Here is a 13962-nt window from a genome sequence, read left to right on the forward strand (position 1 = left end):
ACTCCCCTCCTCTCCCCTCCATCGGTGGCGCCAAAAGCAACAGGGGCGACCCGCCGGTCGCCCCTGTTTCTGCATCTGTTGCTTGCATTACACGCCGAATCGGCCTGCGAGGATCAGCCCCGTGACAGCCCTTTGAGGGACTGGCAGTCGTAGTAGGTGACCCGCGGCTTGTCGTTGTAGTTAAGGTCGATCACTCCGAACAGCATTTTACGGGCAGGAATATAGACGTGGACATAGTTGGCCTGCTTCTCGTCGGCCACCTTGACGCTCTCCTGGTTGTTGTTCAGATAGGAGTTGAGCAGTCCTGCGCTGTTATAGCGCTCCAGCAGGTTCATCGGGAGCTCTTCGTTGTGCTTGAGGGTGCACAAGTTCTCCGGCTTGGGCGGGAATTGGCCCACCACCACTTTGCGCCCTTGCGGGCTGGTCTTGTCAACAGAGGTCATGCTGCCGGCACAGGCCGTCAGCGCCAGCGCGGGCAACAACAGAAACAGTTTTTTCATGGGGTCTGAACTCACAGATGGCGGGCCATCCCGGCCCGGTTTTGCCGCGGTATTGACCGCGACGCTCGCCGCCGCCATCACCGCTGTCGCTTTTTTGATATCTCTCGCCGAGCAGGCTCGTGTCGCGAGTGGCGCGCATCTTCACACCCGGCCCCTCGTTATTCAATCACTATTCAATCAACAGGGCGGGAAGAGTGTAACCAGATATTTCAGGGCATCTGGCCGCCCTTTTGCCACCTCTCTCTGCCCTGCAAACCTGGCGGCGGCACTGGCTTCGGGCGAGTGTCTCTGGCTCCCCCAGCCTTCAGCGACGCCCGGGATGACGGCCTTATGGTCAGCCCTATGTAACTGATTGATCACCTTATGTTTCACCAGCCAGAGCGAGAGCAGAACATAGGCTGGCTGGCCCATGGGGCCCGGCTGACCGCTTTCTTGCAGCAACCGGCCTGCTATCGATACCGCCGCAGAACAGGTTTCATATCGGTCTCTTCTTGGCTACCATGCCCACCTTTCAAGGAGCAGATGAGGGCAAGGAACCGATGAACAACGAGACGCTGCAATCCCTTTTCCATTACAAGCGCTGGGCCGATGACGAACTGCTGGCGGCCCTCGCCACCCTGGATGCCGCGCAATATGGCGAGGCTCACCACACGGCCCTGCGCATCTTCAACCATATCCATGTGGTCGATACCATCTTCAAGGCCAATCTGCTGGGGGAACGGCACGGCTTTACCGCCACCAATACCCCCGAGACGCCGACCCTGGCGGCGCTACACGGCGCGGTCACGGCACTGGATAACTGGCTGGTGGAGTATGTGACGACCCTGAGCCCGCAGGCGTGCAATACCCAGATCCGGTTTCAGTTCACGGATGGCGACCAAGGGCAGATGAGCCGCGCCGAGATGCTGCTGCATCTGGTGACCCACGGCGGCTATCACAGGGGGGCGATCGGCCGGATCCTGGTGCAGTGCGGCATCACGCCGCCGCGCGATACCCTGACCACCTTCTTGCATCGCAGCGAACCTGAGCGGCGGGGCGATGCTGCCCTTGCAGATGACAAGGCCCGCCCATGAAGCGCACCTGTCTGCGGCTCACACCGCTGCTGCTGATCTGGCTGCTAAGCGGCTGCGCCGCCGCCCTCGATCACTACGCGGGACGCTTTCGCAATACCCTAGTGTCAGGGGAGACCCGCACGACCATTCGCGCCGAACTGGGCGATCCCCAGCTCTGCCAGCAGGCCACCTTTCTGACCGAGGATAAGGTGCAGGGCTGCGATCGCTTTACCGTGCTCGGCAAGATCCACAAGCGCGGTGACGGCAATGGCCAGGCCACGGCGAGCGCCGTGACAATGGGGCTGGGGGAGCTGATCCTGGTGCCCATGACGGTGGCCAGCGTGGCGGCGGACTACACCGAGCGTCACACCATTACCGTCTATTACGATCGGGACGATCACTATCTCTTTCACACCCTGCTCAATGGCAAGGGGCAGGAAGTGTGGCAGTAGGCGCAGCCAGTAAACCAATCAGCGCCGGTCAAGCGGTCTTCTTTGATCTCTGGCCAGCGCCTTTTCCCGACGAGGGAGGCCTTATTGACAGCGCAGTGCCGGTTTGTCTTCCAGCAGCCAGGCTATCCAGCGCCGCCGCGAGTTCAGCACAAACCCTTCGTCGGCCGCGATCCCGCTGACGATATAGCCGTCGGCCGCCGGGTCAGCAGCCTCGCGGGAGAAGGTGAAGTCGCTGCTGTTCACCCGCTCCCCCTTGCTGAGCGCCGCATCAAGCCGCGGCGTCATGACGACGATGGCCAGCCCCGCAGCGGAGTCGATGCCAAGGCCGCTGCTCGCCACCTTGCCGACCGCCACCGGCACCCGGATGGCGCAGTGGCGCCCCTCGGCATCCGTGGTGGTATAGGTTCCCTCCCCCACCCGCCCCTGCAGCCACAGCAACTCGCCACGGGTCAGGCTGTCGACCTGCAGCAGGCCCAGTGCCCCCTTGGGAAAATCGTGGGGATTGTCGACGGCGGCCACCGCCAGCGAGCAGCACAACATAAACAGCCAGAGTGCGTGTCTCATGCCGATGCCTCCTTGCCAACATGGGTTGCTCCGCTTTGCTGCGCCAGCAAATAGATCAGCAGCAAGGGCCCCACGGCCGGCACCAGAAAGACCCAGCCCCACCAACCGGAGCGGCCGGTGTCGTGCAAACGACGCACGATAAGCGCAATCAGGGGCACGCTGCTTACCAGGCCGTAGCTCAGATCCAGCCAGCCCAGGCTGGCAAGCAGCACGTCCAGCCAGATGCAGATCAGGGTGATCAGCAGATGGCCCAACATGAACCACCCACACTCGGCCCGGGTGGCACGACCCGAAAAATCCAGGGCGCGTTGCCACCCCAGCCAATAGAAAGAGAACATGGATACCTGCCTGTTATGGTGATTGGGAGCCCTTATCATGGGGAGCAAAGCGCCCCCGGGCGTCCTCAAACCGGTTTCAGGTCGTCCTCGAACCGCGCCCGCGCCATCATGGGCTTCATTCGCCTGACCCAAGCCGTTATGCTGGCATGCAGCCGCCGGTCAACGGCTTCTCTTTGCACACGGGATACATGATGCTGGCCATACCCATACCCTTTATCGTCTCCTTGCTGCTGGCACTGCTGGCCGCCGTGCTGCTGGCGCGCCTCGGCCGGGCGGCCAGAACGACCGCCCTCTTTTTGCTGCTGTGCGCCATCACCACCGGCGTGGTGGGGCTGCGCTGGACCTTCGATCTGGCGCCGCTCACTCTCGCGCAGCCGATCCTCGCCTCGCTTATTCCGGTGGCCGCCTGGCATATCTTCAGCCGGGCCAAGGCGCCAGGGGCCCGTTTTTCCTGGCTGCACAGCATCGGTCCCGCGCTGGTTGCCCTCGGCATGCTGACCCACAACTGGTTGCCACTGCCGCTGGATGGCCTGCTGACGGCCATCTATCTCTGCTACGGCATCGCGTTGGTGCGTTTTTCCGATAAGACACAGCTGCTGCTTTATGTCTCGTTCAATAAGTGGGAGGGGGTCAGGCGGGCGGAACATATCGCAGGCTGGATGCTGCTGTTTTCGGCGGCCATCGATGCCGCAATCTCCCTCGACTTCGCCTTCAATCAAGGCCAGCTGGCGCCCTATATCCTGTCGCTGGGCCACCTGATGCTGGTGCCCATGCTGGCGGCGGCCGTGGTGATGGTAGGGGTCAATACCCCTGATGCAGAAGAGGAGGAGAGACCCACTTCCGTTCCCGAGCCCGCTGAGAAAGCGCCGCTGCTGAACGAAGAGCGTGCCCGGGAAATCGTGGCCCTGCTCGATAACCTGATGAAAGAGAAAGCTTGCTATCTGGATCCTGAGCTGACCCTGGCCCGCCTCTCACGCAAACTGGGCATTCCCGCCAAGCAGGTCTCCAGTGCCGTCAATCTGGTGCGCCAGCAGAGCATCCCCAGGGTCATCAACGAATATCGGATTGCCCATGCCAGGCAGGCTCTGCTTAACACGGATGAAAGCATCACCCAGATCTTGATGAACGCTGGCTTTCAGACCAAATCCAATTTCAATCGCGAGTTTCAGCGCATCACCGGCCTGACTCCCAGCCAGTTCAGAGCAACCCGCGACCTGTCGGCCGCCTCCTGAATCAATCGCCTGCTCTCGTTTGCTCCCGGCGATCCAGCCACTTGCCTATCCTTGCCCCCAGCTCGGAGCAGACCAGCGCCGTCACGGCGGCCCAGAGCATCTGGTTGCCATCAAAACCCGCCTGCTTTTCAAACAGGAAAGGCACCAGCAGATTGAAGCCAATGATCCCGAGCAGCAGCCCAAGGCCACTGCCCACCTTCTCCCTGCGGGATCGCACTTTTAACGCCATCTGATTGCTCCGGTTGGAGTGAGATAAAGGGGCCCTATCGCCCCTGGACATCCCCGGCAAGATAACAAAGCCTCCCCCGATGAAGACAGTCATCTTTTTAGGGGATGAGAATAGCCATATATGCCCCTTTCAAATCCATTTGCTGATCCAGTTCAAAAAACGATGAGATCCCGACGGTTACACCATTTTAAGGCTCGCCTAGCCAGCTTCATTTGGCTTACCATGGCCATTCAGAACCTGTTGAGCTGCGATGGGTTGCTGCCAGCGCGGGTCAATAGAGCATATTGGAAGCTGTAATCCACGGGCGGTAGCGTCAGATTTGGTGGTGATACGCTTCACATAGAAAGGTGGGTGTCCCTGATTTCTCTTCTTAGTAATTTATCGAAGAAGTAGCTAAGCAAAAAAATCATAAATAATGGGACCTACATAGTTGATTAAACTGAATATTTATTCGGTTTTGTGATATTCATCACATCAAGGAAGTTACTGGTACATAAAAGGATTGCACCTATGAAACTGATTGATATATTTTATAACTGTGGTTTCAATCCAAAATGTCTGAAGTTGTTACTGCTTTGGACCTAGAACTCAGGGTTACATATGCCCTGTACAGCTATACATTGTTTTTTGATGGTCCGTTCGTCCCATTGGCGCGCGCAAAGTGATCGGATTGTAAACCACATTTAACCTTATTAACCCCTATATGAATACTGATACTTCCTCAGATATAAGTGTTACTACTTCTTTCGAACCCAAAAGAATAATTGCATATAATGGCCACCAATGGATTAATCCAAAACTTTCACCAACTATTTTATCTGACCAATTAAAGGCTGCTGAAAAAATAATCGGCCTAAAAGAAGCTAGTGACGTTGCTAATATATTAGAAATCCCGGTTGGACAACTATTGTATATTTTATATCAACAAAATAAAAAATATACATCCTTCACTATTAAGAAGAAATCTGGCAAAGAACGCCTTATTGAAAAACCAAATAATTCATTACAGATTTTACAAAGTAAAATAAAACCTCTCATTGAAGCTCATTACAGGGTTAAAAAACCTGTGCATGGCTTTGTAAGTGGTGGTAAAGGGATTGTTTCGAATGCTGAGCAACATAAAAAGAAAAATTTTATATTAAATATCGACCTACTGGATTTTTTTCACTCGGTTAATTTTGGTAGAGTACAAGGAATATTTAGAAACATCCCATTCAACATGGATGTTCCCGCCGCTACAATTTTAGCCCAACTGTGTACTTATAATGGACGATTACCCCAAGGTGCATCAACATCACCTATTATTTCAAATTTGGCTGCTGCAACTCTTGATAAAAAACTAGTTCAAATTGCCAAGCGCTTCCACCTAACATACACAAGATATGCCGATGATATAACATTCTCAAGCAATAGAGAATTTCCTGCCGTTATAGTACAAAGAGATGTAAATACACAAGACAAGTTGAAATATATTGTTGGGCCATTACTTGAACGAGCTATAACAGACTCTGGCTTTCATGTTAACCACAATAAGACTAGAGTACAACATAAATGCCAGCGACAAGAAGTCACAGGATTAGTTGTAAATAATGGAGTTAACATTAATAGGCAATTGATTAGAAACACCAGAGCTATGATTAATGAATGGAGGAAGGATCTTCAAAGTGCTGAAATCCGATTTATAAAACACAGATATCATGTCAATGAAAATGATATAGAAATAAATAAGTTAGATGGCTCTATATATAAAAGAGCTATATATGGAAAGCTAAGCTTCATTAAAATGGTCAGAGGTGAAGATCACTCGCCATATCTAAAATTATGCAAACAAGTCCTAGAGTTAGACTCTAACCCACCTCCATTTATTAAAAAATTAAAAGGTGTTTTTGATATGTATGATGTTTTTATATGCCATGCATGTGAAGATAAAAATCGTGTTGCCATCCCGCTTTATCATGCACTAGAAAAAAAAGGAATAAAAACCTTTATTGATTGCTTTGCTATAGGGTGGGGGGACTCTCTCGTTGGGAAAATAAATACAGCACTTCAAAAATCAAAATTTGTCATTTCAATAATATCTGAAGCATCCATAGATAAATCTTGGCCAATGAAGGAAATACATACAGTTTTGTCTATGGAAATTAGAAATACGAAAACAAAATTATTACCTCTTATTGTTTGAAATGAAAAAGCAATTATAGAAAAAATTCCATTAATTGCTGACAAACGATACATATCATTCAAAAACAATGTGGATGAAATTGTTGCTGAGATGGATAAATTATTAAAAAAAAGCACTATTTAATATTGAAAACATCCAACACATATAAAATAAAAAGGCGACCATTCGGTCGCCTTTTTAATCTCTATCGCTTTACAGTCAGGAAAACTCACCGAGCCGGTCGCTTGGCACCATTGCCTTTGGCTGCAGGCTTGCCGCCCTGAGTGGCAGGTTTGGCGCCCGGCTTGGCAGTGCCTGCGCGGCTCGGGGCCTTGCCTTTGTGAGCGGGTTTCCCCTGCCCTGCCGGTTTACCCTGACCAATGCCCTGCCCTGCGCCCTGCGCGGCAGACTTGCCGTTGCCCGAGCCTTTCTGGAGCTGAGAGCCCACCGGCTTGCCATTGCCCGCCTTGCCGCCATTTCTGCTGGCCGCCGGGGCATTGGCTGCACCGGCCTCGCTGCGGGCGGCCTTGTTGCCGGCACCATTGCTGCGCTGATGGGTGATGGTACTGTGGCGAGTCAAGGCAGGTTTCAGGCCCTTGCTGCGGCTGCGCTCGGCCTTGGCTTCGCCACGGCCTTCCGGCGGCACCAGGCAGTCGGGGCCGTTGCCGATCAGGTGGCCCTTGCCCATCTCCAGCAGGGCTTCGCGGATCATCGGCCAGCCGGCCGGATCGTGGTAGCGCAGCAGCGCCTTGTGCAGGCGACGGCGACGCTCCCCTTTCACCACGAACACGTCCCCGCCCTGGCGGCTCACCTTGTTGAGCGGGTTTTTCTCGGTGTAATACATGGTGGTGGCGTTGGCGAGCGGCGACGGGTAGAAGTTCTGCACCTGATCGAGCTTGAAGCGGTTGGACTTGATCCAGAGCGCCATGTTCACCATGTCTTCATCCGTGGTGCCCGGGTGGGCGGAGATGAAGTAGGGGATCAGGTACTGCTGCTTGCCCGCCTCTTTGGAATACTTGTCGAACAGCTCCTTGAAGCTGTAGTAGCTGCCCATGCCCGGCTTCATCATCTTGGAGAGCGGGCCCTCCTCGGTGTGTTCCGGCGCGATCTTGAGGTAGCCGCCCACGTGGTACTTGGCCAGCTCCTTGATGTAACGCGGATCTTCCACCGCGATGTCGTAACGCACCCCGGAGGCGATCAGGATCTTCTTGATGCCCTTGAGGTCGCGCGCCTTGCGATAGAGGTTGATGGTCGGGCTGTGGTCCGTGTCCATGTGCGGGCAGATGGTCGGCCAGACGCAGGAGGCGCGCCGACAGGTCTGCTCTGCCTTGGGGCTCTTGCAGCGGAGCTTGTACATGTTGGCGGTGGGGCCGCCCAGATCCGAGATGACGCCGGTAAAGCCCGGCACCTTGTCGCGGATCTCTTCGATTTCTTTCAAGATCGACTCTTCCGAGCGGCTCTGGATGATGCGCCCCTCGTGCTCGGTGATGGAGCAGAAGGAGCAGCCGCCGAAGCAGCCGCGCATGATGTTGACCGAGGTCTTGATCATGTCGTAGGCCGGGATCTTCTCGTTGCCATAGGCCGGGTGCGGCACCCGCTGGTAAGGCAGGCCGAACACCCCGTCCATCTCGTCGGTTTCGAGCGGGAAGGCGGGCGGGTTGACCCAGATGATGCGATCGCCGTGGGCCTGGGAGAGCGCGCGGGCGCAGCCCGGGTTGGTCTCGTGGTGCAGGATGCGCGACGCATGGGCGTAGAGCACCTTGTCCTCCTTCACCCGCTCGAACGCCGGCAGCTTGACGTAGGTCAGCTCCCAGGGTTTTTGCTTAGGGGGCTGCACCAGGATGGGCTTGGCCTCCTGCTCCACCGGCGCGGAGCCCTCGTCGTCGCTGCAGGGTGCCCCTTCCATATAGGGGTTGGGGATGGGATCGATGCGGCCAATCTGGTCGAGCTTGCTCGAATCCACCCCGCGCCAGCCCGGCAGCGGCTCCTTGCGGATGACGGCGGTGCCGCGAATGTCCTGCATGGTGTCGATGGTCTCGCCGCCTGCGATGCGGTGCGCCACCTCGATCAGCGGCCGCTCGGCGTTGCCGTAGATGAGGATGTCGGCCTTGGCGTCGATGAGGATCGAGCGACGGATGGTCTCGGACCAGTAGTCGTAGTGGGCGATGCGGCGCAGGGACGCCTCGATGCCGCCGATGACCACGGGGACCTCTTTATAGGCCTCCTTGCAGCGCTGGGTATAGACCAGGGTGGCGCGATCCGGCCGCTTGCCGCCCACATCCCCCGGGGTGTAGGCATCGTCGTGGCGCAGCTTCTTGTCGGCGGTGTAGCGGTTGATCATGGAGTCCATGTTGCCCGCCGTCACCCCATAGAAGAGGTTCGGCTTGCCCAGGCGCATGAAGTCATCCTTCGATGACCAGTCCGGCTGGGCGATGATGCCGACCCGAAAACCCTGGGATTCGAGCATGCGGCCAATGACCGCCATGCCGAAACTCGGGTGATCCACGTAGGCGTCGCCTGTCACCAGCACGATGTCGCAGCTGTCCCAGCCGAGCTTGTCCATCTCCGCGCGGGACATGGGCAGGAAGGGCGCCGTGCCGTAGCACTCGGCCCAGTAACGGGGATAGGAGAAGAGGTTGGTAACCGGCTGCATTTTGACCACCTGGAACAATTCGGGTCGCGCATTATACCGGCAGAGCAAGGCGGGGGCGACGGCTTTTTGCCCCTACGATAGATGCGGAAAAGGCGAGCCAGCGGGCTCGCCTCAAAAGTGCGGGTCAATGGTCGGCTCAGGCCAGGGCGCGGGCCAGCACGATACGGTTGTAGTGGCGCTGCAGCAGCTGATAACCCCCCAGCAGGCACCAGACCAGGGCGGGCGCCAGGAACACCGGGTGGGTGGCCAGGCGCAGCATCAGCAGGCCCAGCAGGATCAGCGCAAACGGTCGGCTCTCGTAGAGCCACAGCGGCCAGCCCTGCTTTCGCATCAGCCGGTGCTTGTCTGGGCGGCGATAGGCGCCGCGCCGAAACCAGGCCAGCGAACCGGCCAGATAGAGTGCCAACCCGGCCAGCAACAGCCCCGGCTGATCGGCAATCCCCAACAAAAGCAAACCGCTGCCCATGTAGGCAAAGGGCAGCGGCTCATAAATGGCTGATGGCAACATGACTCACCTCGAGTATCAAACTGGCTACATATTAACCCGCAGCCGTTTGCTTGCCAGCCTCTGCCCCTATATGGGGGGCCGCATCAGGCAGCCGGTTTGTCCTGCTGCGAGGTGGCCTCGCTGGAGGCCAGCGCCTCGTCCACCTGTTGATCCCGCGCTCCGGTCATGCCGGCCCGCTTGGCCAGCAGATGGTAGATGGCGGGCACCAGCAGCAGGGTAACCAGGGTCGCGAGAGACAAGCCGAAGAAGACCACTGTGCCCACCGACATCCGGCTCTCGTAGCCCGCCCCCATGGAGAGCATCAGTGGCACGGCCCCTATGATGGCGGTGAGGGAGGTCATCAGAATGGGGCGCAAGCGGCGCACCGAGCCTGCGACGATCGCCTCGTCAAACCCTTCGCCGCGCTGGCGCAGCTGGTTGATGAACTCGACGATCAGGATGCCGTTCTTGGTCACCATGCCGATCAGCATGATCATGCCGATCTGGCTGTAGATGCTCATCTCCTGCCCCGTCAGCCAGAGGCCGAGCAAGCCGCCGAAGATGCCGAGCGGCACCGTCACCATCACCACCGCCGGGGTCAACATGCTCTCGAACTGGGCCACCAGCACCAGATAGACCACCAGCAGAGCCAGAGCGAACACCATCACCATCTCACCCTGGTTGTCGCGATAGTCCTTGGACTCGCCGGCATAATCCACCGTCATGCCGTTTGGCAGGTTGGCATTGGCCCAGCCGTCCAGGTAATCCAGCGCCTCGCCCAGGGTATGGCCCGGCGCCAGATCCGCGGTCAGGGTCACCGCCTTCTGGCGCTGGTAGTGGTTGAGGCGCTGCGGGCTCGCCACCTGCTTGACGGTGGCCAGGGTCGAGAGGGTCACCATCTCGCCGTTGGCCGCCTTGAGGTAGATGCGGCTCAAGTCGGAGACGCCGTTGAAGTCGCGCTGGTTGGCGCGCAGATAGACGTCGTACTCCTCCCCTCTGTCTACATAGGTTGTCTGGCTGATGCCGCCGAGCAGGGCCTGCAGGGAGCTCGCGATGGTGGAGACCGGGATGCCGAGCTGGTTGGCCCGATCCCGCTCTATGGTCACCTGCAGCTCCGGGGTCTTCTCGGCATAGTCGAGATCCGGCGTCTCCATCAGACCGCTCTGGGCTGCCGCCTCTTTCAGGGCCAGCCCCTGCTGATAGAGCTCGGCGTAATCGGAGCCCTGCAGCACGAACTGCACCGCCGCGGTGGAGCCACCGCGAAAGCCCGGCTGGAAGGTGCGGATCATCACGTCCGGAATGCCGGCCAGCCGCCCGCTCAGGGACTTGGCGAACTCGGTGGCGGTTTCATCCCGCTCGGCCCAGTCGGTGAGCTGGATGATGGCCATACCGGTCTGATCGCCGCCGCGGCCGAAGGCCGGGGTGCTGAAGCTCATGGCCTGCACCACCCCCTTGCCGAGCAGCGGCATGATGGCCGCCTCCACCTGCTGCATGTTGCGCTTCATCCGCTCGATGCTGGTGCCCTCGGCCCCCTTGACGAACACGTAGAGCACGCCCCGATCCTCGGTCGGGGTAAGGCTGGTGGGCAGCTGGGCAAACAGGGCGCCGATGCCGCCAAGGCAGAGCACCAGCACCAGCGGGGTCCAGCGCGAGTGGTGCAGCACGGCGCCAAGCAGAGCGCGATAGTGCTTCTCCACCCAGCCGAGGCCACGATCGAGCGCCGCCGTCAGCCGGTTGGGTCTATCCACCGAGCGCATCAGCCAGGAGCCCATGGCCGGGGTCAGGGTGAGCGCGATCAGCGACGAGAAGAGTACCGCCAGCGACAGCAGGATGGCGAACTCGGTAAAGAGCCGCCCCACCATGCCATCCATGAAAGCGATGGGCACGAACACCATCACCAGCACGGCAGTGGTGGCGATCACCGCAAAGCCTACCTCGCGGGTGCCGTGCCAGGCCGCCAGCAGGGGCGGTTCGCCGCGCTGCAGATGGTGGTGAATGTTCTCCACCACCACGATGGCGTCATCCACCACCAGACCGATGGCGAGAATGAGCGCCAACAGGGTGATGAGGTTGATGGAAAAGCCCAGATACCAGGCGCCGATAAAGGCGGAGATGAGGGAGACCGGCACCGTGATGGCCGGAATGAGGGTGGTACGCCCCTGCCCCAGGAACAGGTAGAGCACGGCCACCACCAGCACGGCGCAGATGGCCAGCGTCTCGTACACCTCGTCGATGGCCTGCTTGATGAAGATGGTGGAGTCGTAGTCGACCTCCAGGGTCGCCCCCTCCGGCAGGAAGCGCTGCATCTCGGCCATCTTCTTCTCGACCCCCTGCGCCACCGCCAGCGGGTTGGCGGTGGACTGGGCGACGATGCCAATCCCCAGGCTCTCACGGCCGTTGCGCTGGTAGGCGCTGTCTTCGTTCTTGGCCCCCACCTCCACATCGGCGATGTCGGCCAGATAGATGCTCTGGCCGTTGGCGGCGGTGCGCACCTGCAGCGCCTGGAAATCGGCGGCGGTGTGATAGAGCCGGGCAATCTGCACCGCCATGGTCATGCTGTTGTTGCGGATCTCGCCGCCCGGCAGCTCGATGTTCTCGCGCTTGAGGGCGTCCTGCACGTCCGCCACCGTGACGCCACGCGCCGCCATGTCGGCCGGGCGCAGCCGCACGTACATCACCTGGGTCAGATCGCCGGAGAGGGACACCTCGCTCACCCCGTCCACCAGGCTCAGGGGATCCACCAGCACCCGGTTGGCGTAGTCGGTCATGGCGGTGCGGTCCATCTGGGTGCTGCTGAAGTTGAGCCAGACCGCTACGTCGCCGTTGCCGTTGTCCTTGGTGACCAGGGGTTCATCCACCTCGTCCGGCAGCTTGGGGCGAGCGCGAGAGATGGCGTCGCGCACATCGGAGATCCCCTCCACCATGTTCCAGCCGAGCTTGAACTCCACCGTGATGACAGAGCGTCCCTTGCGGGTCACCGAGTTGATGTTCTTGATGCCGCTGATGCCGGAGAGCTGATCCTCGATGGGCTTGGTGACCTGGCTCTCCATGACGGCGGGGGCGGCCCCCTCGTACATGGTGGTGATGGAGACGGACGGGGTCTGCACGTCCGGCATCTCCCGCACCGTCAGCTTGGAAAACGCCACCAGACCGAACACGGTGAGCAGCGCGCTCAGCACCACCGCCACCAGCGGGCGGCGCACGGAAATATCGGAGAGCCACATCAGCCTTTGACCTCCGCCAGATCGTGCACGCTGACGCCGTCACGCAGGTTGACCAGTCCCTCGACCACGATGCGATCGCCCACCTTGAGCCCTTCGGTCACCCACACCTCTTCGCCATGGGTATCCCCCAGCACCACGGGCACCCGCTTGACCTTGCCATTGGGTTCGAGACGATAGACGAAGCGCTGCTCGCCGGCATACTCCACCGACTGGGCCGGGATCAGGGTCATCTTCTGTGGCGGTAGGGAGAGTTCGACGTTGAGCAGCATGCCGGGGCGCAGCTGGCCGTCGGGATTGGGGATGATCACCCGCGCCTTGATGTTCTGGGTATCGTTGGAGACGCGGCTGTCCAGCGTCTCCAGCACGCCGCGAAAAGATTGGTCAGGCCAGGCCGAACTGGTCGCCGTCACCGCCATGCCGGGGCGCAGCAGGGAGAGGTAGCGCTCGGGCACCGCCAGATCGAGCCGCAGCTTGGCCAGTTCGTCCAGGTGGAGCAGGGTATCGCCGCTGTTGACCAGGGCCCCTTCGCTCAGATCGATGAGGCTGACCGAACCGTCGAACGGTGCCAGCAGGGTGCGCAGGGAGAGCTCGTACTTGGCGGCATCGGCCCGGGCCTGAGCCTGGGCGACCGTGGCCTCCTGCCCTTCCAGCTCGGAGGTGGTGATGGCGCCGCGCGCCACCAGCCGGCGCATGTCCCGCAGCTTGCGGGTCTCGTCGCGCACGCTGGCGCTCTGCTCGGCCAGCTCGGCCTGCTGCTTGCCGGCGTCGAGGGCGATCAGCACGTCCCCCTGCTTGACCTGCTGGCCGGAGCGCACCGCTATCTTGACGATGCGGCCGGTTACCTCGGGGCTGATCACCACGGAGCGGTTGGCGGCCAGCTTGCTCACCAGCTTGATGGAGGGTTCTGCCAGGCTCTGGCTGACCGTCTGCGCCCGGATGTTGACCTGACGTGGCTGGGGTTTGCCGGCAGGGGCAGAGTGGCGGTAATACCAGCCGGCGGAAATCAGCAAAGAGAGGCAGGCAAGCACCAGCCAAGTACGCATTTTCATCAAGCAATCCATGAAATTAAG

Annotated in this window: 12 protein-coding genes; 4 read left to right on the forward strand and 8 right to left on the reverse strand. The window is 59.1% G+C overall.

Going from position 1 to position 13962, the window contains the following annotated elements; all coding sequences use genetic code 11:
* Positions 1–113: 113 nt before the first annotated feature.
* Positions 114–500 (reverse strand): hypothetical protein, encoded by a 387-nt coding sequence (locus CK627_RS19655; protein ID WP_095593168.1) that lies wholly within the window; start codon positions 498–500, stop codon positions 114–116.
* Between the two features lie 539 nt (positions 501–1039).
* Here CK627_RS19655 and CK627_RS19665 point away from each other — a divergent pair.
* A complete protein-coding gene (locus CK627_RS19665; protein WP_095593169.1) occupies positions 1040–1573 on the forward strand; it encodes a DinB family protein in 534 nt (177 codons plus the stop codon).
* Positions 1570–2004 (forward strand): hypothetical protein, encoded by a 435-nt coding sequence (locus CK627_RS19670; RefSeq protein WP_095593170.1) that lies wholly within the window; start codon positions 1570–1572, stop codon positions 2002–2004. Before CK627_RS19665 ends, CK627_RS19670 begins: the two co-directional genes overlap by 4 nt.
* Positions 2005–2085: 81 nt before the next feature.
* Here the strand turns inward: CK627_RS19670 and CK627_RS19675 are convergent, their stop codons facing one another.
* The gene (locus tag CK627_RS19675) at positions 2086–2568 is read right to left on the reverse strand and encodes a hypothetical protein (protein ID WP_095593171.1); all 483 of its coding nucleotides are present in this window, start codon (positions 2566–2568) and stop codon (positions 2086–2088) included.
* A complete protein-coding gene (locus CK627_RS19680) occupies positions 2565–2906 on the reverse strand; it encodes a DUF805 domain-containing protein (protein WP_095593172.1) in 342 nt (113 codons plus the stop codon). Before CK627_RS19680 ends, CK627_RS19675 begins: the two co-directional genes overlap by 4 nt.
* Before the next feature lie 191 nt (positions 2907–3097).
* On the opposite strand from CK627_RS19680, the gene CK627_RS19685 reads away from it, so the two are divergent.
* On the forward strand, positions 3098–4138 hold the full coding sequence (locus CK627_RS19685; protein WP_095593173.1) for a helix-turn-helix transcriptional regulator: 1041 nt from the start codon (positions 3098–3100) through the stop codon (positions 4136–4138).
* 1 nt (position 4139) lies between these two features.
* Here the strand turns inward: CK627_RS19685 and CK627_RS19690 are convergent, their stop codons facing one another.
* A complete protein-coding gene (locus tag CK627_RS19690) occupies positions 4140–4367 on the reverse strand; it encodes a hypothetical protein (RefSeq protein ID WP_095593545.1) in 228 nt (75 codons plus the stop codon).
* A gap of 703 nt (positions 4368–5070) precedes the next feature.
* Between CK627_RS19690 and CK627_RS19695 the strand changes: the two genes are divergently transcribed.
* Positions 5071–6549 (forward strand): TIR domain-containing anti-phage reverse transcriptase, encoded by a 1479-nt coding sequence (locus CK627_RS19695; RefSeq protein WP_095593174.1) that lies wholly within the window; start codon positions 5071–5073, stop codon positions 6547–6549.
* Between the two features lie 208 nt (positions 6550–6757).
* On the opposite strand, the gene CK627_RS19700 is transcribed toward CK627_RS19695, so the two are convergent.
* From CK627_RS19700 to CK627_RS19715, 4 genes are all read right to left on the reverse strand, one after another.
* The gene (locus CK627_RS19700) at positions 6758–9181 is read right to left on the reverse strand and encodes a YgiQ family radical SAM protein (RefSeq protein ID WP_095593175.1); all 2424 of its coding nucleotides are present in this window, start codon (positions 9179–9181) and stop codon (positions 6758–6760) included.
* 136 nt (positions 9182–9317) lie between these two features.
* Positions 9318–9689 (reverse strand): hypothetical protein, encoded by a 372-nt coding sequence (locus CK627_RS19705; RefSeq protein WP_010634698.1) that lies wholly within the window; start codon positions 9687–9689, stop codon positions 9318–9320.
* Between the two features lie 83 nt (positions 9690–9772).
* On the reverse strand, positions 9773–12892 hold the full coding sequence (locus CK627_RS19710; RefSeq protein ID WP_095593176.1) for an efflux RND transporter permease subunit: 3120 nt from the start codon (positions 12890–12892) through the stop codon (positions 9773–9775).
* Positions 12892–13941: an efflux RND transporter periplasmic adaptor subunit gene (locus tag CK627_RS19715; protein WP_005298612.1), complete on the reverse strand. Its 1050-nt coding sequence runs from the start codon at positions 13939–13941 to the stop codon at positions 12892–12894. The genes CK627_RS19710 and CK627_RS19715 overlap by 1 nt, the downstream gene beginning before the upstream one ends.
* Positions 13942–13962: the final 21 nt, after the last annotated feature.

The organism is Aeromonas dhakensis (assembly GCF_002285935.1).
Lineage (GTDB): Bacteria > Pseudomonadota > Gammaproteobacteria > Enterobacterales > Aeromonadaceae > Aeromonas > Aeromonas dhakensis.